Annotated in this window: 18 protein-coding genes and 1 pseudogene; 8 read left to right on the forward strand and 11 right to left on the reverse strand. The window is 72.7% G+C overall.

What is annotated here, in order from left to right:
* Nucleotides 1-92: 92 nt before the first annotated feature.
* On the reverse strand, nt 93-1007 hold the full coding sequence (locus OHQ87_RS19845) for a hypothetical protein (RefSeq protein WP_328339952.1): 915 nt from the start codon (nt 1005-1007) through the stop codon (nt 93-95).
* A 98-nt stretch (nt 1008-1105) separates the two neighbouring features.
* Between OHQ87_RS19845 and cofD the strand changes: the two genes are divergently transcribed.
* Together cofD and OHQ87_RS19855 are read left to right on the forward strand one after the other, a co-directional pair.
* On the forward strand, nt 1106-2053 hold the full coding sequence (cofD, locus tag OHQ87_RS19850) for a 2-phospho-L-lactate transferase (RefSeq protein ID WP_328339954.1): 948 nt from the start codon (nt 1106-1108) through the stop codon (nt 2051-2053).
* Complete coding sequence (locus tag OHQ87_RS19855; protein WP_328339956.1) at nt 2050-3141, forward strand: coenzyme F420-0:L-glutamate ligase; 1092 nt, start codon at nt 2050-2052, stop codon at nt 3139-3141. The genes cofD and OHQ87_RS19855 overlap by 4 nt, the downstream gene beginning before the upstream one ends.
* A 10-nt stretch (nt 3142-3151) precedes the next feature.
* Here the strand turns inward: OHQ87_RS19855 and OHQ87_RS19860 are convergent, their stop codons facing one another.
* On the reverse strand, nt 3152-4153 hold the full coding sequence (locus tag OHQ87_RS19860) for an ArsR/SmtB family transcription factor (RefSeq protein ID WP_328339958.1): 1002 nt from the start codon (nt 4151-4153) through the stop codon (nt 3152-3154).
* Between the two features lie 269 nt (nt 4154-4422).
* Entirely contained in the window at nt 4423-5460 is a 1038-nt protein-coding gene (locus tag OHQ87_RS19865) for a hypothetical protein (RefSeq protein WP_328339960.1), read from the reverse strand.
* 39 nt (nt 5461-5499) lie between these two features.
* On the opposite strand from OHQ87_RS19865, the gene OHQ87_RS19870 reads away from it, so the two are divergent.
* Nucleotides 5500-6165, forward strand: a complete 666-nt coding sequence (locus OHQ87_RS19870) for an NUDIX hydrolase (RefSeq protein ID WP_442930558.1) — start codon at nt 5500-5502, stop codon at nt 6163-6165.
* A gap of 82 nt (nt 6166-6247) precedes the next feature.
* On the opposite strand, the gene OHQ87_RS19875 is transcribed toward OHQ87_RS19870, so the two are convergent.
* Together OHQ87_RS19875 and OHQ87_RS19880 are read right to left on the reverse strand one after the other, a co-directional pair.
* On the reverse strand, nt 6248-7339 hold the full coding sequence (locus OHQ87_RS19875) for a mannose-1-phosphate guanylyltransferase (RefSeq protein ID WP_328339962.1): 1092 nt from the start codon (nt 7337-7339) through the stop codon (nt 6248-6250).
* 63 nt (nt 7340-7402) lie between these two features.
* Nucleotides 7403-8548: a glycosyltransferase family 4 protein gene (locus tag OHQ87_RS19880; protein WP_328339964.1), complete on the reverse strand. Its 1146-nt coding sequence runs from the start codon at nt 8546-8548 to the stop codon at nt 7403-7405.
* Between the two features lie 151 nt (nt 8549-8699).
* Here OHQ87_RS19880 and OHQ87_RS19885 point away from each other — a divergent pair, with 151 nt between their 5' ends.
* The gene (locus tag OHQ87_RS19885; protein ID WP_328339966.1) at nt 8700-9389 is read left to right on the forward strand and encodes a TIGR03089 family protein; all 690 of its coding nucleotides are present in this window, start codon (nt 8700-8702) and stop codon (nt 9387-9389) included.
* Nucleotides 9390-9744: 355 nt separating this feature from the next.
* On the opposite strand, the gene OHQ87_RS19890 is transcribed toward OHQ87_RS19885, so the two are convergent.
* The 3 genes and pseudogenes from OHQ87_RS19890 to OHQ87_RS19900 form a co-directional block, all read right to left on the reverse strand.
* A complete protein-coding gene (locus OHQ87_RS19890; protein ID WP_328348919.1) occupies nt 9745-11592 on the reverse strand; it encodes an acetoacetate--CoA ligase in 1848 nt (615 codons plus the stop codon).
* 18 nt (nt 11593-11610) lie between these two features.
* Nucleotides 11611-11901: pseudogene (locus OHQ87_RS19895) on the reverse strand (acetyl-coenzyme A synthetase N-terminal domain-containing protein); the annotation flags it as partial.
* A gap of 506 nt (nt 11902-12407) precedes the next feature.
* Nucleotides 12408-12923: an acyl-CoA thioesterase gene (locus tag OHQ87_RS19900; protein WP_328339967.1), complete on the reverse strand. Its 516-nt coding sequence runs from the start codon at nt 12921-12923 to the stop codon at nt 12408-12410.
* Nucleotides 12924-12946: 23 nt separating this feature from the next.
* On the opposite strand from OHQ87_RS19900, the gene OHQ87_RS19905 reads away from it, so the two are divergent.
* Nucleotides 12947-13621, forward strand: a complete 675-nt coding sequence (locus OHQ87_RS19905) for a hypothetical protein (protein WP_328339968.1) — start codon at nt 12947-12949, stop codon at nt 13619-13621.
* A gap of 145 nt (nt 13622-13766) precedes the next feature.
* On the opposite strand, the gene OHQ87_RS19910 is transcribed toward OHQ87_RS19905, so the two are convergent.
* Both OHQ87_RS19910 and OHQ87_RS19915 read right to left on the reverse strand, forming a co-directional pair.
* Complete coding sequence (locus tag OHQ87_RS19910; RefSeq protein WP_328339969.1) at nt 13767-13946, reverse strand: DUF397 domain-containing protein; 180 nt, start codon at nt 13944-13946, stop codon at nt 13767-13769.
* Nucleotides 13936-14784, reverse strand: coding sequence for a DUF5753 domain-containing protein (locus OHQ87_RS19915; protein ID WP_328339970.1), 849 nt, complete (start codon nt 14782-14784; stop codon nt 13936-13938). Before OHQ87_RS19915 ends, OHQ87_RS19910 begins: the two co-directional genes overlap by 11 nt.
* 219 nt (nt 14785-15003) lie before the next feature.
* On the opposite strand from OHQ87_RS19915, the gene OHQ87_RS19920 reads away from it, so the two are divergent.
* Together OHQ87_RS19920 and OHQ87_RS19925 are read left to right on the forward strand one after the other, a co-directional pair.
* Nucleotides 15004-15138, forward strand: coding sequence for a hypothetical protein (locus OHQ87_RS19920; RefSeq protein WP_328339972.1), 135 nt, complete (start codon nt 15004-15006; stop codon nt 15136-15138).
* Nucleotides 15135-16283 carry a helix-turn-helix domain-containing protein gene (locus tag OHQ87_RS19925; RefSeq protein ID WP_328339974.1) on the forward strand — a complete coding sequence of 383 codons (1149 nt, stop codon included), beginning with the start codon at nt 15135-15137 and terminating at the stop codon, nt 16281-16283. Before OHQ87_RS19920 ends, OHQ87_RS19925 begins: the two co-directional genes overlap by 4 nt.
* 118 nt (nt 16284-16401) lie before the next feature.
* Here the strand turns inward: OHQ87_RS19925 and OHQ87_RS19930 are convergent, their stop codons facing one another.
* On the reverse strand, nt 16402-17565 hold the full coding sequence (locus OHQ87_RS19930; protein WP_328339976.1) for an acyl-CoA dehydrogenase family protein: 1164 nt from the start codon (nt 17563-17565) through the stop codon (nt 16402-16404).
* 247 nt (nt 17566-17812) lie between these two features.
* Between OHQ87_RS19930 and OHQ87_RS19935 the strand changes: the two genes are divergently transcribed.
* Nucleotides 17813-19240, forward strand: a complete 1428-nt coding sequence (locus tag OHQ87_RS19935) for a UDP-glucose dehydrogenase family protein (RefSeq protein ID WP_328339978.1) — start codon at nt 17813-17815, stop codon at nt 19238-19240.
* Nucleotides 19241-19390: the final 150 nt, after the last annotated feature.

The following is a 19390-nucleotide window of genomic DNA, read 5'->3' on the forward strand; positions in this document are numbered from 1 at the left end:
ATCCCCGACCCGGCCGGCGCCCGGCCCCACCGCACCGGCCGGGTCTCCGGTCGTACGCCGCAGCGTCGACCCGACCCGGCCGGGTGTGCGGGTCAGTGCGGGGTGTTCGGGTCGTCGCGACGGAAGGGCTGGGTACGGTCCGCGTCCCCGGTGCCGGTGGGCGGCTCGCCGGCCTGACGCGGAATCGTCTGGGTCGGATCGGCCGACGGGGGCTGCCCGAACGGCGGAGCCACCGGCGGGGCGGACTGCGGAGCAGCCCCGAACGGCGGCGCGGACTGCGGAGCCCCGAACGGCGGGCCCGACTGCGGCGGGACACCGGTCGGTGGCCCGGACTGCGGCGGGGCGGACTGCGGCGTGCCGAACGGCGGAGCCGACTGCGGCGGCGGGGCGAATCCGGGCTGGCCGTACTGCCCGGCGCCGGGGTGGCCCGGGGGCGGGTAGCCGGCACCCGGGTAACCACCGGGCTGCTGCGGCCAGCCGGGCTGCGGCTGGCCGTAGACGCCGGGCTGGGGCTGCGGCTTCGGCACGTGGTAGAGGGTGCGCCAGATCCGGTACACCACGAAGGCGGCCAGCCCGAAGAGCGCCAGCCAGGCCGCCCGGGTCAGCATGCCGAGCAGGGCGTCCAGCACCTCCGCCTCGGCCAGCCGGCCGACCAGCCAGATCAGGAAGGTCAACACGCCGAACAGGGCGCCGAAGGCGTACTCGGCGAGGGCCACCTGGGTGAACTGCTTCGCCCGGCCGGACACCGGGGCGAGATGGGTGACCAGCAGGACGGCAAGCAGCGGCAGCACCGTCGCCTCGATGCCGACGAAGGCGAAGAACTCGCTCCCCGCCCGCCCTGAGAAGGTGCTGTAGTCCGATGTCGGTACGAGCAGCCGGACGAACCCGACGAAGAGCAGCACGGCGTTCGCGCCGAGCAGGACGAGCGCGGTGAGTTCGCGCAGGGGTGCGGTGATCTGGCGGGCCTGCGACGCGTCGTGCGACGCGGGCTCGGCGGGGCTGGTCACGAACTCTCCCTCGGGGCGAAACGGACAGATGCCGACGTGAGCCTAGTCTCCCGGGACACCCACCGGCGGGACGCGTCCCGTACGGGAGGATGGACGACATGCGCATCGTGGTTCTGACCGGCGGGATCGGGGGTGCCCGATTCCTGCTCGGCGTCCGGGCGTACGCCCGCGAGGTGGGCGCCGAGGTGACCGCCGTGGTCAACGTCGGCGACGATCTCTACCTGCACGGTCTGAAGGTCTGCCCCGATCTGGACAGCGTCCTGTACACCCTGGGCGGGGGCGCCGACCCGGAACGCGGGTGGGGTCGGGTCGGCGAGAGCTGGACCATCAAGCAGGAGCTGGCCGCGTACGGCGCCGAGCCGGGCTGGTTCTCCCTCGGTGACAAGGACGTCGCCACCCACCTGGTGCGCACCACCATGATCACCGGCGGTTATCCGCTGTCGCAGGTCACCGAGGCGCTGGCCGCGCGCTGGCAGCCCGGCGTACGGCTGCTGCCGGCGACCGACGATCGGCTGGAGACGCACGCGGTGGTCGACCTGGACGGCGAGCGGCGGGCCATCCACTTCCAGGAGTGGTGGGTCCGGTACCGGGCGGGCGTGCCCACCGACCGGTTCGTCTTCGTCGGTGCGGACAGCGCCAAGCCGGCCCCCGGGGTGACCGAGGCGCTGGCCGCCGCCGACGTGGTGCTCGTCGCGCCGAGCAACCCGGTGGTGAGCATCGCCCCGGTGCTGGCGGTGCCCGGCCTGCGCGACGCGGTCGCCACCGGCCCCGCCCGGGTCGTCGGGGTGTCACCGATCATCGGCGGCGCACCGGTACGCGGGATGGCCGACCGGTGCCTGGAGGTGCTCGACGTCGAGTGCAGCGCCGCCGGGGTGGGCCGGCTCTACGGCGGTCGCAGCGAGGGTGGCCTGCTCGACGGTTGGCTGGTCGCGCCCGAGGACGACGGGGTGACGGTGCCGGGGGTGACGGTGCGCGCGGTCCCGCTGCGGATGACCGACGAGGCGGCGACCACGGCGATGGTCCGGGCCGCGATGGAGCTGGTGTGAGACTGGAGATCCTGCCGGTGCGGGGCATCGGTGACGTGACCGAGGGCGACGACCTGGCCGTGCTGATCGGCACCGCCGCACCCTGGCTGCGCGACGGCGACGTGCTGGTGGTCACCAGCAAGATCGTGTCCAAGGCGGAGGGCCGGCTGGTGGACGTGCCGGCCGACGGGCCGGAAAGGCTCGCCGCCCGGGACGAGATCCTGGCCGCCGAGACCGCCCGCGTGGTGGCGACCCGGGGGCAGACCCGGATCGTGCAGACCCACCACGGTTTCGTGATGGCCTCCGCCGGGATCGACGCGTCGAACGTCGACAAGACCCGGCTGGTGCTGCTCCCGGTGGACCCGGACGCGTCGGCCCGGGAGCTGCGCGCCGCGCTGCGGGACCGCTACCGGGTCGACGTCGCGGTGATCGTCAGCGACACGATGGGACGGCCGTGGCGCAACGGGCTGACCGACGTGGCGCTCGGCGTCGCCGGGATGGCCGCGATCCGGGACCACCGGGGCGAGGTCGACCCGTACGGCAACGAGCTGCAACTGACCCAGATGGCGGTGGTCGACGAGCTGGCCGGCGCGGGTGAGCTGATCAAGGGCAAGTGCGACCAGGTCCCGGTCGCGGTGGTCCGCGGCTACCTGCCGACGACCCGACCGGCCGACGACGGTCCCGGGGCGGCGGCCCTGGTGCGGGAGAGCGCGTTGGACCTGTTCTCGCTCGGGACCGCCGAGGCGACGGCGGCCGGGCTGCGCGCCGCCGCGACGCTCGCCGACGGCCCCGGCGGGGCGCCGGCCGACCCGGCCACGGTCGACCGGGCGATCGCCGCGGTGGCCGAGGTGGTCGCCCCCGGCACCACCTTCACCCAGATCACCGACGACGAGGTACGCGCCGGTCTCGCGGCGACCGTCGACGGCTGGCCGGCCGGGGCGACCGGTCTGGTGCTCGGCGCGGCACCCACCCCCGTCGACCGGCCCGACCTGGTGCGTTTCGGCGCCGACCTGCACCGGCTGCGGATCGCGCTGGCCGCCGAGGGGATCGCATCGGCCCTGCTGCCGCCGCCGACGGGCAGCATCGCCAGCGCCTGCCTGGCCCTCTGAGGGCCGCCGGTCAGGCGTCGAGCATGGCGCGGCCGAGGGGGGTCAGGGTGTGCAGCACCGTGTTGCGGTCCCGCCGGCTGACCAGCAGGCCGGCGTTGCGCAGCACGGCCGTGTGCTGGCTGGCGGCGGCGGCCGAGATGTGCAGGCGACGGGCCACCTCGCCGGTGGTCGCGCCGTCGTCGCTGACCTCGAGCACCGCCGCCCGGGTCCGGCCGAGCAACGCCGCCAGTGCCTCCCGACCACCGTCACCGGCGGGCCTGCCACCCTCGCCGGGGGGCGGGTCCAACCCGCCGAGCCGGTCCGCCGGGTAGACCAGCACCGGCGGCAGCGCCGGGTCGAGCAGGGCGACCGGGGTACGCGCGCAGAAGAACGACGGCACCAGCAGCAGCCCCCGACCGTCCAGGTGCAACTCCCGACGGTTGGGATAGTCCATCACCTGGAGTACGCCGGACTCCCAGCGCATCCCCGGCCGGAGGCTCGCCAGCAGCCCCTCCGCGCCACCGTCGAGCAGGGCTCGGGCCCGTACCGCCCGGTCGGCCTCCACCGCGGCCCGGATCCGCGACCAGTACGGGTCGATCGCCACCGACCGGTACTGCGCCATCGACTCCGTCAGGTGCCGGAGCACCTCCGGCTCGCCCCTGGCCAGCGCGGCGGCCGACGACGGCAGCGGGTTCGTCCCGGCCAACAGGCTCAGGTCCCGGCGCAGCAACTCGGTCGGGGTGGACCGGACGGCGTCCAGCCCCGCCTCGAAACCGTCCAGGCTCTGGTAGGGGGTGAGGAAGTCGGGGAAGTAACCGCGGGGCGGGTTCAGCGCGAACAGCAGCCGGAACTGGTCGGCGGCGGTCTCCCGGCGCAGCCCGCCCGCTACCCCCCGACGCCAGCCCGCCATCAGCGGGTCGCGGGTCCGGCCCTGGAGCAGGTGCAGGCTGAGGACCAACTCCCAGACCGGGTCGGCGGTGGGGGCGACCCGGGTCCGGAGGATGTCCTCCCGGGAGAAGTGAATGGTCAGCATGGAGCGCTCCTGGGGCGGGGCAGGGGGATGCCCGCCGACCCACTGAACTGTACCGGGCGGCACTTATCTCCACTTTTAAGCGTGGACTGAAAGACCTCGACGCAAGTTCCACCGGTTGACATGCTCCTACTGCCCGGTACGACGTGTGGGTTCATCCCGCCGCCGCCCGGGTGGCCGGGGGCCGTGGCACCCGGGAGGCACCACGAGGGTCTGCGGCCCTGGTTCCGCAGAGGTGTCACCCGGGTCCACCGCCCGTCCGGCGGGTCGACTCAGCCGATCCAGAGCGCCACCCGATGGTCCTCGTCGGTGACGTAGAAGCTGCGTCCGTCCACCTCGGCCACCCCCTCGACATTCCGGAACGGCGTCAGATCGGTCACCAGCTCGCCCGCGATCCGGCCGTCGTCGGTCGGCTCCCACCGGAACCGGACGTGCCGCGAGGTCACCTCACCGCCGGTCGGATGGTCGTCCAGCAGCACCGATCCCTTGCCGAGCGCATCGATCGACCCGACCACCGCCGCGTACCCGCCGTCGGCCGTCGGGGTGACCGCGCGGAAGCCCACCAACGCGCCGGGCGGCGTCACCCCGGTCACCGCGTACGCCCGGCCGACGCGCGGCCAGCCGCCGCCCGGGGTGAACATCTCGGGCACACCGGCCAGCTCGACCAGGACCGGTTCCCCGTCCACGGTCACCGGGAAGCGCAGCCCGAGCAGCACCGTCCCGTGCGGGGTGAACGCCGCCGCCTCCACGTTCAACGGCACGTCGTCGTCGGCCAGCCGGCGTACCCAGGACTTGGCCTTTGCCGTGCCCCGGGACACCGTCTCGCCGATGAACCGCGCCCGGACCCGCTCGCCCGGCGGCAACGGGGTGAACGCCGCCTTCACCAGCGCGTCGTTGACCGCCCGGTGCACCCGGAACCGGTTGCGGACCACCTGCACCGGCAGGGTGCCGGTGGCCGCGTCGTCCTCGCGGAACCTTGCCACGAACGCCCGGCGGGGGCGCAGTGGGCCGGCCTTCGAACCGAAGTGCGACCCGAAGACGTACACCCAGCCGTCGTGTGCGGCAAGCGCCTCGCCGTCCTCGGTGCGGCCGTTCTCGACCCCGGCGTCGGCTGCCACGTGGTGGGCCACCCACTCGCCGTCGGTGCGTTCCAGCAGCAGGGCCAGGCACTGTTCCACCGGCCCCTCGTCGAGCACCGTCCAGAAACCACGGACGGCGTCGTGCGCCCGCAGCAGCGACCGGGACCGGACCGGCAACAGGTCGCTGGCCTCGTTGCCGGCCACCACGAACTCCAGAAGTCTCAGGCTCACCGCGCCAGGGTACGGAGCACACGCTCGTAGAGTGGCGGGATGTCCGACGCCTCCCCCGCCAACCGCCCCGGCACCCGGCTCCCCACCGCCGACCCGTCCAGCAACCCAGATCCGGCCCGGGTGCCGGGCGACGGGAACGTGGCGCTGCACGCCGACGCGGTCGCGGTGCTGACCGGCTGGACGCCGACCCGGCCGGCCGCCGCCGAGGCCCGGGACCGCACCCTGGCCCTGCTCGCCGACGGCCCGGCCGCCCTGACCCGCCACCACCTGCCCGGCCACCTCACCGCGAGCGCGCTGCTCCTCGACGCCGCAGGTACCCGGGTGCTGCTCTGCCTGCACGGCAAGCTGCACCGTTGGGTGCAGTTGGGCGGGCACTGCGAACCGGGCGACGAGACGTTGGCCGGGGCGGCGCTGCGCGAGGCCACCGAGGAGTCCGGCATCGCGGGTCTGGTCATCGACCCCGTCCCGATCGACGTGGACATCCATCCGGTGGCCTGTCAGGGCGGCTCGCTGCACCACGACGTCCGGTTCGCGGTCTTCGCCCCCCAGGACGCGGTCGAGCGGGTCAGCGACGAGTCCGAGGCGCTTGGCTGGTTCCCGACCGACCGGCTGCCGGAGCCGCTGGCCGGCGGGACCGTCCAACTCGTCGCCCCGGCCCTGGCCGCCCACGCCCGCCGCCCGGCTGAGCGTCAGCCCGGCCCCTGACCTCTAGGCCCCTGAGCGCCCGGCCCCCGACCGCCCGGCGGTCGGAGCGTCACGCCGCCGGGCGGGGTCAGGCGTCCGGCGCTCAGACCAGTCCGTCCTCGCCCCTGGCCTTCAGCTCGTCGACGAGGGCCTTGACGTCCTGGGCCCGGTCACGGGGGCAGACCAGCACCGCATCGGGGGTGTCCACCACGATCAGGTCGCGGACCCCGAGGACGGCCACCAGCCGGCCCGACTGCGGCACCACCACCAGGTCGTGGGCGTCGTGCAGCAGGACTCCCGGCTTGGCGTCGGTGCCCAGCACCACGTTGCCCGCCGGATCGGCGGGCAACACCTCGCCGAGGGTGTGGAAGTCACCCACGTCGTTCCACCCGAAGTCGCCCGGCACGGTGGCGACCCGGCCGGCGGTGGCCGCGCCCTCCATCACCGCGTAGTCGACGGAGATCTTCGGCAGCGTCGGCCAGACCGCGCCGAGGACGTCGTCCTGCTCCGGAGTGCCCCAGGCCGCCGCGATCGAGACCACCCCGGCGTGCAGCTCCGGCTGCTGACGGGCCAGCTCGGCGAGGAAGACGTCCACCCGCCAGACGAACATGCTGGCGTTCCAGAGGTGCCGACCCGAACGCAGGTACGCCTCGGCGACCGGCGCGGCCGGCTTCTCCTTGAACTCGGCCACCGGGCGCAGCGGGCCGTCGCCGGTCGGCTCGCCGGTCTCCAGGTAGCCGTAGCCAGTCTCGGCCCGGGTCGGGGTGATCCCGACCGTCATGAGCAGGCCCTGCTCGGCGCCCCGGACGGCGGCCCGGACGGTCTGCACCCAGGCGGCGGGGTCGCGGATCAGGTGGTCGGCGGCGAAGGAGCCCATCACCGCCGTCTCGTCCCGCCGCGCGATCACCGCCGCCGCCAACGCGATCGCCGCGCAGGAGTCCCGGGGCGAGGGCTCCACCAGGATGTTCTCCTCGGGCACCCCGCTCAGCTGCCGGGCCACCGCCGCCGCGTGGGCGGCCCCGGTGACCACCAGGGTGCGCTCCGGTGTGGTCAGCGGCGTCAGCCGGTCGACGGTCGCCTGGAGCAGCGACGCGTCGGTGCCGGTGAGCGGGTGGAGGAACTTGGGGTGCCCCGCGCGGGACAGTGGCCACAACCTCGTGCCACTGCCACCCGCCGGGATGACGGCGTAGAGCATCAGCACATCATGCCCGAACCGCCACAGGTCGGATGGCGGCTCGGCCGTACCGTCAGCGACCACTCAGGAACGGGCCCGGCTCCAGGCGGCGATGTGCACTTCGGCGCTGGACGCCCAGGTGAACTCCTTGGCCCGGTCGACACCCGCCTTGGCCAGCGACAACCGGCGCTGCTCGTCGTCGAGCAGGGCGGCCAGGTCGGTGGCGATCTGGTCCGGGTCCTCACTGGTGTAGGCGACCGCGTCGCCGCCCACCTCGGGCAGCGAGAGCCGGGGGGTGGTCAGCACCGGGGCGGCGCAGGCCATCGCCTCCAGGATCGGCAGGCCGAACCCCTCGCCGTACGACGGGTAGGCGGCGACCAGGGCGCCGCCGAGGAAGCCGGGCAGGTCGGCGTAGCGCAGGTAGCCGGGGCGCAGCAGCCGCAGGTGGGAGGGGACCTCGGCCACCGCGCGGTCGATGTCCTCGTCGTGGCCCTGGCCACCGGCGATCACCAGGGCCGGCGGATTCTCCCGGTCGCCCACCGCCCGCGCCCAACCCCGGATCAGGTTGGGTACGTTCTTGCGCGGCTCCTTGGCCCCGAGGAACGCGATGTAGCTGCTGCCCGCGAGCCCGAGCCGGGCCCGCACCCGGGCCTTCTCCTCCTCGCCCGGGGCGTGGAAGGCAGTCTGGTCGACCCCGTGGTAGGCCACGTCGATCCGGGTCGGGTCGGCGTCGAGCAGCCGGATCAACTCGTCGCGGGTGGCCTTGCTCGGCACGATCACCCGGCTGGCCCGGCGTAGCGACGTCTTGATCGCGCTGCGGAAGAACGTCCGCCGGGACTTGTCGTAGTGCTCCGGTTCGGTGAAGAACGTCGCATCGTGCACGGTCACCGTCACCGGGCAGCCGGCCCGCAGCGGGCAGGTGTAGAACGGCGAGTGCAGCACCTCGGCACCGACCTGCTGGGCGAGCAGCGGCAGGCCGGTCTGTTCCCAGGCGAGCCGGGCCGGGCGGTGGGCGACGGCGGCCGGGGCGGGGATCACCTCGGCCCCGGGCAGCATCCGGGTGTAACGCTCCAGGTCGGTGCGCAGGCTCACCACGACCAGGTCGACCGTCTCCCCGCAGACTGTGCCGAGGGCTCCGAGCAGGCCATCGACGTATCTACCGACGCCGCCACGGTCGGCGGGGACACTCGTGGCGTCGATGAGCACGCGGGGCGGGCGACCGGCGGTCACGGGGCGACTCCTTGCACTGACTGGTCTGTGGGGAACAACACTCCGGGCAAGCCTACGCCGGAGCCCGGCGCGGACGCTGACTCCGACCCGACCGTACGCCGACTTGTCATCGCCATCGGATACGGACGGCGGGGGCGTATCGTTCGCGCCGATGGCCGACAACATTGCCCGGGTGTTCGCCGCCGCGATCGCGGCCGACCCCGCCCGCCCCCTGCTGACCTGGTACGACGACGCCACCGGCGAGCGCACCGAACTCTCCGGCGCGACCCTGGCGAACTGGGTGGCCAAGACCGCCAACCTGCTCGTCGACGAGCTGGCCCTGAGCCCCGGCGATCCGGCCGGGGTGCTGCTGCCACCGCACTGGCAGACCGCCGCCGTGCTGCTCGGCTGCTGGTCGGCCGGGCTGACCGTGCGCGACGAACCGGGCGAGGTGGACGTGCTCTTCGCCGCCGCCGACCGGGTGACCGAGGCGGACGCCTGGCCGGCCGGCGACCGGTACGCGCTGGCGCTCGCCCCGTTCGCCGCCCCGCTACGCGAGGTGCCCGCCGGGTTCGCCGACTACGTCGTCGAGGTACGCACCCAGGGTGACCACTTCACCCCGTCCGCCCAGGGCGGTCCTACCGACGCGGCCCTGCTCACCGAGGCGGACGCCCGCGCGACGGCCCTCGGCATCTCCCCCGGCGACCGCCTGCTCATCGACGCGACCACCCACCCCGACCCGCGCGACTGGCTACTCGCCCCCCTGCTCCGCCAGGCCACCATCGTGCTGACCGGCAACCCCGACCGGTCCCGCTTCCCCACCCGCACCACCACCGAACGCACCACCCACACCCTCACCTGACCCCCCTCCCCCGCCCAACCTCCCCCCGCCCACCCCCGGCCCTGCCGCCCCCGGCCCTGCCGCCCCCGGCCCGCCCGCCCCCGGCCCGCCCGCCCCCGCCCCGGTGATCAAGAGGTTCGCGTCAACATTCCACCGACAGATGGCGTAAACCTCTTGATCACCCGGCCCCGACAGCGCCAGTGTCCGGTGATCAAGAGGTTTGGGGCAGGAACTGTGGGCGGATTGACGTAAAGCTCTTGATCACCGGGGCGGGCCGGGGGCGGGGGCGGGCGGAGTGGCAGGCAGGGGCGGGAGCAGGCAGGGCGGGGTGGGGTGGGGTGGGGTGGGGTGGGCGGGGTGGGGTGGGCGGGGTGGGTTACGGGGTGGGGCGGGATTGGGCGAAGGTGGCGAAGGCGGCGAGGGACTCGGGGTTGGCCAGGGCGCCCTTGGCGGCGGCCGAGTCGACCGGGGTGCCGGTGAGGATCTTCTTGACCGGCACCTCCAGTTTCTTGGACGACAGGGTGCGCGGGACCGCCCTGACCTGGTGGATCTCGTCGGGGATGTGCCGGGGCGACAGCGCGGTACGCAGCTCGCGGGCGATCTTGCGGCGTAGCGCGTCGTCGAGCTCCAGGCCCTCGGCGAGCACCACGAACAGCAGCAACTCCCCCGCACCGCCCTCGTCGTCCTCCAGGTGCACCACCACCGAGTCGACGACCTCGTCGAGGCTCTCCACCACCGAGTAGAACTCGGCCGTGCCGAGGCGTACCCCGCCCCGGTTGAGGGTGGCGTCGGAGCGACCGGTGATCACGCACCCGCCCCGCTCGTTGATGGTGATCCAGTCGCCGTGCCGCCATACCCCGGGATAGACGTCGAAGTACGCCTCGGCGTAGCGGCGGCCGTCCGGGTCGTTCCAGAATCCCACAGGCATGCTCGGCATCGGCGCGGTGATCACCAGTTCGCCCAGCTCCCCGAGCACCGGGGTGCCGTCGGCCGAACGGGCCTCCACCTTCGCCCCGAGCGCCCGGCAGGTGATCTCACCGGCGTACACCGGTAGCAGCGGCACCCCGCCGACGAAGCCGGTGCAGACGTCCGTCCCGCCGGACAGCGACTGGAGTTGGAGGTCGGTGCCGACCGTCTCGTACACCCAGGTGAAGCCCTCGGCGGGCAGCGGCGCACCGGTGGAACCGACCCCGCGCAGCGCGGACAGGTCGGCGATCTCGCTGGGCACCAGGCCGGCCTTGCGGCAGGCCAGCAGGAACGGCGCGGACGTGCCGAAGTACGTGGTGCCGGTCTCCTCGGCCAGCCGCCACAGCGAGCCGAGGTCGGGGTGGCCGGGGTTGCCGTCGAACAGCACGATCGTCGTCCCGACGGCCGGCCCGGAGACCAGGAAGTTCCACATCATCCAGCCGGTGGTGGTGAACCAGAAGAACCGGTCGGCCGGGCCGAGATCATGGTGCAGGGCCAGCATCTTGAGGTGTTCCAGCAGGATGCCGCCGTGCCCGTGCACGATCGGCTTCGGCAGGCCGGTGGTGCCGGAGGAGTAGAGCACGTAGAGCGGGTGGTCGAACGGCACCGGCGTGAAGGTCAGCGGCTCGTCGGTCTCCGCCGCCAACTCGGCCCAGCTCAGGCCATCCTGGGGTACGCCGTCCGGCGCGGCCTCCGTGCGATCGGCGGGGCCGTCAGGGCTGGCCGAGACAGAGCCGACGGGGTTGGCCGGGCTGGCCGGGACAGAGCCGGCAGCGGCAGGACCGGCAGCGGCAGCGGCAGCGGCAGCGGCAGGGCTGACGGAAGCAGGGTCGGCGGGGGCCAGCGGGTGCAGATAGGGGATGTCGACGGTATTGGTCAGCGACGGCAGGGCGGCCCGGATGGCGGCCACCTCGGCGCGTCGGTCGACAGGCTTGTCGCCGTACCGGTAGCCGTCCACGGCCACCAGGACCTTCGGCGCGATCTGCTGCCAGCGGTCGACGACGCTACGGGTACCGAACTCCGGGGCGCAGGACGAGAAGATCGCCCCCAGGCTGCTGGTCGCCAGCAGCAGCACGTACGTCTCGGGGATGTTCGGCGCGTACGCGGCCACCCGGTCCCCGGCGACCACGCCGAGCCGGCGCAGCCCGGCCGCCACCCGACGGACCTGTTCGCGCAGTTCGGCGGCGGTCAGGGTGACCGGCGGACGGGTCTGGGAGTGCGCGACCACCACCGGGTCGGCGTCGGCCCGACCTGGCATCCGCAGCACGTTCTCGGCGTAGTTGAGCGTCGCGCCGGGGAACCACCGGGCACCCGGCATCGCCGGATCAGACAGGGTCGCCGTCGGCGGGGTGTGCGCCACCACCTCGAAGTGGTCCCAGATCGAGCGCCAGAAGGCGTCCAGATCGGTGACCGACCACTGCCACAGCGCGTCGTAGTCGGCGAAGTCCAGCCCCCGGTGCTCCCGCAGCCACCGCAGGTAGCCCCCGATCCGGGACCGCTCGCGTACGTCCGCCGGCGGCGTCCACAGCACGTCACCCACCGCTCCACCCTCCCTGAGGCCCCGCACGGCACTGTGCCCCGGGCCGTGACGCCATCTTGCCTACCTGCCAGCGCCATCATCCACACCGGCCCCCACCACCGAAACGTGCCCCGCGCACACAATCCGGCCTGCCACCCCCGGCAGCCCGCCCCGCACCGCCCCCGCCGATCAAGCAGCCAGCTCCCACTGATCAAGCCGCCAGACCCCGCTGATCAAGAGGTTCGGGTCAACATCCCGCCCGGACCTGCCCCAAACCTCTTGATCACCCAGCCGGGGCATCCCGCCCCGGCCGCACCGACGGGCTGGAGCCGGTGATCAAGAGGTTTGCGTCAACATTGAGCCCACACCTGACGCAAACCTCTTGATCACCGGGCCGGGACGCCGCAGCCGAAGGGCTGGGGGGTGGTGATCAAGAGGTTTGGGGCAGGACTGGGCGCGGAGTTGACGTAAGTCTCTTGATCACCGGGGTGGGAAGGGGAGCCGGGCGGGGGTGGGGGGTGGGGGTGGGGGGTGGGGTGGGGGTGGGGGTGGGGTCAGGAGGCGCGGTGGGCTTGGATGGCGCGGCGTTTGGCCAGGCGGTGGGCGCGGCGGATTTCCGCCTCCTTGTAGCGGCGGTGGTCGTCGGGGGTTTCCGGGAGGACTGGGCGGACCGGGCGGGGGGCGCCGGCTACGTCCACGCCGACGAAGACGAGGTAGGCCGTGGCCACCCGGACGGGTTCGTCCTCGGCCGAGTCCCAGCGCTCGGCGACCACCTTCACACCCACCTCCATCGAGGTGTTGCCGGTCCAGTTGACCTGGGCGTGGGCGTGCACCAGGTCACCCACCCGGACGGGTTCGGAGAACACGATCTCGTCGATCGAGGCGGTCACCGCCGTGCCGCCGCTGTGCCGGGCCGCCGCCGCGCCGGCCACGTCGTCGACGAACTTCATCAACACCCCACCGTGCACGGTTCCGTACAGATTGACATCGACAGCGGTCATGATGCGACTCAGCGTGACCCGGGAGTACGACGTCGGCTTGCCGGCAGGGGTGGTGGGGTGCTCGGTCATGGCAGAAACGGTACGGTGCGCCAATGCGACATCTCTGGAGCTTCCTCGCCGGGTTGGTGGTGGCACCCGTCACGTGGGTGCTGATCACTCTCGGGCAGGACGGGTCGGGCCGGACCGTGGACCGCTGGGTGGAGATCGGCACGTACAGCACGGCCAACCTGATCGAGCCGGCCGTCTACCTCGGCGTCGCCGGCATCCTGCTCGGCCTGGTCGGCACGCTGCGCACCTCACCGGCCGGCCCGCTCGTCGCCGGGCTGCTGCTGGTCACCCCGTACGTCGGGATGTTCATCGCACCGTTCACCGTGCTCGACCGGATCCCGACCGGCTGGAAGGTGCTCGGCGACCCGCTGCCGCTGCGCCAACCGGTGCAGAACGGCACCCTGTTCCTGATCGGCCTGCTGCTGCTGGTGGCCGTGTTCAGCGCCCAGCGGTGGCGGCGCTGGCCGCAACCGGTGACGGGGACGGAACCGGCCCCGGCCGACTACGACACCCCGCCGCCGCCCAGCTACGCCACGAGCGACTGGCCGCCGGCCGGTCCGCCCGCCCGCAGCGAGCCGGACACCGCGCCGCTCACCCTCGGCTACCCGGACCTGGACACCCCCACCGAGCCACTGCCCCGGCGGACCGGCACCGAGTCCCCGTGGTCCGCGCCGCCGCGCTACGGCGCGAAGCCGGAGAACAGCACCGAGAACCGTTGACCGCCGTCGGGTGGGCCGGCAGGACCGGCCCACCCGAGCCGACCCATCTACTCGCCAAGGTTGAGGGCGGCCACTGCAACGAGGTGAAGCGACGGGCGGCAGGTCAACCGCCGTCCTGCCGTCGCCGGATGGCAGGCCAGAGCAGTCAGTGCGACGCCTTAAGGCCGCTGATGAACGCATCCCAGACGGCAGGCTCGAAGCTCAGCGTGCCGGCGTCGGAGGCCTTGGAGTCGCGGACGTCGACCTGCACACCCCGATCCCGCACCTCGACGCACTGGCCGTTGCTGCCGGACCGGCTCGACGTGCGCCAGGCGTTACGTTCCATGCTCGCTCAACTCCCTGATGAACTTGATCGACTCGGCGGGCGACATAGCCAGCGTCTTCAGATTGTCGTACGCCGCCGACAGCCGCGCCAGGTCGCGGCTCGACTCCAGGAACAGTTCGCCGGCAAGGGTTTCGATGTAGCCCAACGGCGGGTCGTCCGGCTCGAAGGCGAGCAGGACGAAGCCACTACCGTCGGCCAGATGAGCGCCGGCCTCGAAGCGCAACACCTGGATCGTGACGTTCGGCAGCCGACTCAGCGTGACCAGGTGGTGGAGTTGCTCCCGCAGTACGTCCGGACCGCCGACCTCGGTCCGCACCGAGGCCTCGGAGAGGATCGCGTGCATCCGCAGCGGTGTCGGCTTGCGGTGCAGGACCTCTTGACGGGTCATCCGGGCGGTGACCCGCTGCTTGATCCCCTCCGGGTCGGTCTCCCGGCCGATGACGCTGACCTCGCGGGCGTACGCCTCGGTCTGCAGTAGACCGGGCACCAGCATCGGCTCGAAGTTCTTGAGCTCGACGGCTTCGGTCTCGTACGCGATGTAGGTGGCGTACTTGCCGCCGAGCCGCTGCCACCAGCCCTCCTCACGCAGGCCACGGGCCTGCTCCAACAGGGAGATGCCGGCTTCACTGTCAATCTTGACGCCGTAGGTGACCAGCAGCTCCATGACGTCCCCGGCACGAAGCTTGATCTCGCCGGACTCGATCCGGCTGATCCGGGACGACGAGCAGCAGACGATCTCTGCTGCCCGATCGCCGGTCAGCCCCTTTGCCTCGCGGAGCTTACGCAGCTCCCGGCCGAGTCGGCGAGATCGTGGCGTTGCGGGAGTGAATCGAGACATGCACACATCGTCACCCAGCATCACCAGATTGTCACCCCTAACCTGAGGAGCATCAACCCGACAGGGAACTTAGGCTTGCGCAGCATCACTTGATGGGGGACTCTAGTTACGCGCTGAACACGCTCCGCAACGTCCACAGTCAAGTGCGTGACGGGAGCACGCCAGCGTCCCGCCCTTGGCATGCCAGAAAGTGAGGATGCTGTGGTTTCCGGAGTGGTGATGTTGGTGTTCGGTGGCCTGGTGCCGGGCTTTCTGGTCGGGTTGCTGGCGTTCCGGGTCAAGTCGAGGTGGTGTCCGCGCTGCGGGGAGTCCACCACCACCGCCGTCCACCCGCCGATAGGGCGGAACCGGTGACCCGGCCGGTCCTGCCCGACGCCGACGAGTTGCCGATCGGCCGGCGGGTGGCCCGCTGGCGGGTGCGCCGCCGGATGACCCAGCAGATGCTCGCCGACCGCCTCGGCAAGTCCAAGAGCTGGGTGGACAAGGTCGAACGCGGCGTGCGCAGCCTCGACCGGTACTCGACCGTCCAGGAGATCGCCGAGGTGCTGCGCCTCGACCCGGCCGCCCTGCTCGACCCCCGCAGGCCGCTACCGGCCGTGACAGTCGGCCTCGACGGGGTCGACGCGGTCCGCGCCGCCCTGGCCCGCTACCACCACCGGCCCGCCCGGACGGTGTCGCCCGACGAGGTGCAACGGCACGTCGCGCATGCCTGGCTCACCTACCAGCATGCCCACTACACCCAGCTTCTCCGGGCCCTGCCCACCCTGCTCGACGCCGCCCACGCCACGCCGGGACCGCTGGTGTCCGCGTACCGGATCACCGCCTCGGTGCTGGTCAAGCTCGGGGAGGCCGACCTCGGTTGGCTCGCCGCCGACCGGGCCGTCGCCGCCGCCGTGGGCGACCCCGTCCGCGCCGGCACCGCCACCATCGCCGCAGCCCAGGCACTGCGCGCGCTCGGCCGCGACCGGCTCGCCCTCACCGCCGCCGTCGCCGCCATCGGCACCGCCGCCGACGACGCGGTACGGGGAACGCTGTTCCTCCAGGCCGCGCTGGCCGCCGCCGGCTGCGGCGACGGCCGCCGCGCCGACCACCTGATCGACCACGCCACCGTTCTCGCCGACCGGTGTACGAGCGACGACGACCCGCACCACACCGCATTCGGCCCCGTCGCCGTGCTGCTGGCCCGATTCCTCACCGCCCAACGTCTCGGTGACACGGCCGAGGCCGTCTACCGCCACGAGAAGGCCATCGGCCGCGACGACTGGCGTCGGCTCCCCGTCGAGCATCGGGCCGCGCACCTCGTCGACGCCGCCCGCGCCTACCTCGACGCCGGTGACCCCACCGCCGCCGGTCGTACGCTGGTCGACGCCGACGCCATCGCGCCCGCCGAGGTCCGCTACCGCCCCGCCGCGCGTACCCTCGTCGCCGAGATCGCCCGCAGCGGCCCGCCAGCCGCCGGCGTGGCCCGCCTCGCCACCACCCTCGGCCTCACCCGCTGACCCGCCGGCAGCCTCACATCGAGGTCGACGGCAGCTCACGGAACTTGACACCTACTTCGCACCTTGCCTGTCAGGTGCGAAGTAGGCGTCCGGAACGGAAGAGCTACGAGACAGGCGGTCATTCCTTGAGGAGTTGGCGGGCCATGACGATGCGTTGGACCTGGTTGGTGCCTTCGTAGATCTGGGTGATCTTGGCGTCGCGCATCATCCGTTCGACGGGGTAGTCGCGGGTGTAGCCGTACCCGCCCAGCAACTGCACCGCGTCGGTGGTGATCTCCATCGCCGCGTCCGACGCGAAACACTTGGCCGCCGCACCGAAGTAGGTCAGGTCGGCGTCGCCGCGCTCGGACTTCCCCGCCGCCGCATACGTCAACTGCCGGGCCGCCTCCAGCTTCATGCCCATGTCGGCGAGCATGAACTGCACGCCCTGGAACTCCGCGACCGCCTTGCCGAACTGCTTACGCTCCCGCACGTAACCCTTGGCGTAGTCGAGTGCGCCCTGGGCGATCCCGACGGCCTGGGCGGCGATCGTCACCCGGGTGTGGTCCAGGGTCCGCATCGCGGTGCCGAACCCGGTCCCCGGCTCACCGATGATCCGGTCGGCCGGAATCCGCACGTTGTCGAGGTAGACCTCCCGGGTCGGGGAGCCCTTGATACCGAGCTTCTTCTCCGGCGCGCCGAAGCTGACCCCCGGGTCGGACTTCTCCACCACGAACGCCGAGATCCCCCGGGACCGGGCGGCCGGGTCGGTCACCGCGAACACCGTGTAGAACTCCGAGACACCGGCGTTGGTGATCCACCGCTTCACCCCGTTGAGCACCCAGTGATCACCGTCACGCACCGCCCGGGTGCTCATCGACGCCGCGTCACTGCCCGCCTCCGGCTCCGACAGGCAGTACGAGAACATCCCCTCACCGGCGGCCACCGGGGTCAGGTAACGCCGCTTCAACTCCTCGGAGCCGGCCAGGATCAGCGGCATCGTGCCGAGCTTGTTCACCGCCGGGATCAACGACGACGACGCGCAGGCCCGCGCCACCTCCTCGATCACGATCGCGGTGGCCAGGGCATCCGCACCGGCCCCGCCGTACTCGACCGGGACGTGCGGGGCGTGGAAGTCGGCGGCCCGCAACGCGTCGTACGACGACCGGGGGAACTCACCGGTCTCGTCGGCCTCCGCCGCGTACGGTGCGACCTTCGCGGCACAGACCGCGCGGACCGCCTCGCGGATCGCGTCGTGCTCCTCGGGCAACCGGTAGACGTCGAACGTCTGCTCTGCGGCCATGTCGACCCTCCCATTTCACCGCTATCATGCGCAGTCTGTGACGTCCTGCCGGCCGCCGACTGCCGCAGAATGAAGAATAGCCATCGCGACCCCTGCCATGTTACCGACAGGTAGGATCACGCCGCACGGCCCCCGGAAGCGCACAACTACGCTGACAGGACGACAGGTTTTCCATCGGTGCCGGGCCAGGCGCCGCAGCCGATTGCGACGCAGTGAAGCGCCGCCAGCGCGAGCGGAGAAGACAGGCGTGACGATCCCGTACCCGAACATCCAGCCGGCGCCGACCATCTCCCCGGTGACGCCCCCCTCGGGTGCGCCGCGTCCCCGGGTGACCTTCCTGGGCACCGGCTACCTCGGCGCGACGTACGCCATCTGCTACGCCGAGCTGGGCTACGAGGTCCTCGGCTTCGACGTCGACGCCGACAAGATCGCCAAGCTGAACGCGGGCGAGGTGCCGATCCACGAGCCGGGCCTCGACGAGCTGCTGCGGCGCAACCTGGCCGCCGGCCGGCTGCGGTTCTCGACCGACATCGCCGAGACCGCCGAGTTCGGCGACGTGCACTTCATCTGCGTCGGCACCCCGCAGCGGGCCGACGGCATGGGCGCCGACCTGTCGTACGTCGAGGCGTCGGTGACCGCCCTGGCCCAGCACCTGACCCGCAAGGCGCTTATCGTCGGCAAGTCCACCGTGCCGGTGGGCACCGCCGAGTGGGTGGAGCAGCTCGTCGGCAAGCACACCCCGGCCGACCTGGCCGTCGAGGTGGCCTGGAGCCCCGAGTTCCTCCAGGAGGGCTTCGCCGTCGACGACGTGCTGCGCCCCAACCGGATCGTGGTCGGCGTCAAGAGCGAGTGGGCCAACGCCATGCTCTACGCCGCCCACAAGGGCGTCTTCGACCTGGCCGCCACCGAGGACCGGGAGGTCCCGCTGGTGGTCACCGACTTCGCCACCGCCGAGCTGGTCAAGGTCGCCGCGAACGCCTTCCTGGCCACCAAGATCTCCTTCATCAACGCGATGGCCGAGGTCTGCGAGGCAAGCGGCGGCGACGTCACCCAGCTCGCCCGCGCCATCGGCTACGACCCGCGGATCGGCAACCGGTTCCTCCAGGCCGGCCTCGGCTTCGGCGGCGCCTGCCTGCCCAAGGACATCCGCGCCTTCCAGGCCCGCGCCCAGGAGCTCGGCGCCGGCGAGGCGCTGCGCTTCCTGCACGAGGTGGACCTGATCAACCTGCGCCGCCGGACCAGGGTCCTCCAACTCGCCGCCGACCTGCTCGGCCGTCGCTCCGGCCCGGCCGGCCCGGACTTCTCCGGCACCCGGGTCGCGGTGCTCGGCGCGACCTTCAAGCCCAACACCGACGACGTCCGCGACGCCCCCGCGCTCGCGGTCGCCGCACTGCTCGCCAAGGCCGGCGCCGACGTGCACGTGTACGACCCACAGGGCACCGAGAACGCCCGCCGGGTCGCCCCCGAGCTGGTCTACGAGGCCAGCGTGAACGACGCGGTCTCCGGTGCCGACCTGGTCTGCGTACTCACCGAGTGGGCCGACTTCCGCAACGCCGACCCGGTCGTCCTCGGTGAGCTGGTCGCCGGCCGCAAGGTCGTCGACGGGCGCAACTGCCTCGACGCCGCACTGTGGACCCAGGCCGGCTGGGAGTACCGGGGCATGGGCCGCCCCTGACGCCTGCCGCGACGCGCCGGTGCGGGGATTGACGATCCCCGCACCGGCGCGTTTTTGTTACCCGCAACGCAACGGTAGGTGTCGAAATCCACGCCCGCTCAGGGCATGCTGCGTGGGGACGGCGTCCACAGTGCGGCCGGCCGGGGTGGA

The sequence above is a fragment of the Micromonospora sp. NBC_00421 genome (assembly GCF_036017915.1).
In the GTDB taxonomy this organism is placed as follows: domain Bacteria; phylum Actinomycetota; class Actinomycetes; order Mycobacteriales; family Micromonosporaceae; genus Micromonospora.

What these genes read in the sequence shown, in the direction of transcription:
- cofD (WP_328339954.1), top strand. Translation starts at nt 1,106, where the DNA reads ATGCGCATCGTGGTTCTGACCGGCGGGATCGGGGGTGCCCGATTCCTG.
- OHQ87_RS19860 (WP_328339958.1), bottom strand. Translation starts at nt 4,153, where the DNA reads ATGCTGACCATTCACTTCTCCCGGGAGGACATCCTCCGGACCCGGGTC.
- OHQ87_RS19870 (WP_442930558.1), top strand. Translation starts at nt 5,500, where the DNA reads ATGTCCGACGCCTCCCCCGCCAACCGCCCCGGCACCCGGCTCCCCACC.
- OHQ87_RS19875 (WP_328339962.1), bottom strand. Translation starts at nt 7,339, where the DNA reads ATGCTCTACGCCGTCATCCCGGCGGGTGGCAGTGGCACGAGGTTGTGG.
- OHQ87_RS19885 (WP_328339966.1), top strand. Translation starts at nt 8,700, where the DNA reads ATGGCCGACAACATTGCCCGGGTGTTCGCCGCCGCGATCGCGGCCGAC.
- OHQ87_RS19890 (WP_328348919.1), bottom strand. Translation starts at nt 11,592, where the DNA reads ATGCCAGGTCGGGCCGACGCCGACCCGGTGGTGGTCGCGCACTCCCAG.
- OHQ87_RS19900 (WP_328339967.1), bottom strand. Translation starts at nt 12,923, where the DNA reads ATGACCGAGCACCCCACCACCCCTGCCGGCAAGCCGACGTCGTACTCC.
- OHQ87_RS19905 (WP_328339968.1), top strand. Translation starts at nt 12,947, where the DNA reads ATGCGACATCTCTGGAGCTTCCTCGCCGGGTTGGTGGTGGCACCCGTC.
- OHQ87_RS19910 (WP_328339969.1), bottom strand. Translation starts at nt 13,946, where the DNA reads ATGGAACGTAACGCCTGGCGCACGTCGAGCCGGTCCGGCAGCAACGGC.
- OHQ87_RS19915 (WP_328339970.1), bottom strand. Translation starts at nt 14,784, where the DNA reads ATGTCTCGATTCACTCCCGCAACGCCACGATCTCGCCGACTCGGCCGG.
- OHQ87_RS19920 (WP_328339972.1), top strand. Translation starts at nt 15,004, where the DNA reads ATGTTGGTGTTCGGTGGCCTGGTGCCGGGCTTTCTGGTCGGGTTGCTG.
- OHQ87_RS19930 (WP_328339976.1), bottom strand. Translation starts at nt 17,565, where the DNA reads ATGGCCGCAGAGCAGACGTTCGACGTCTACCGGTTGCCCGAGGAGCAC.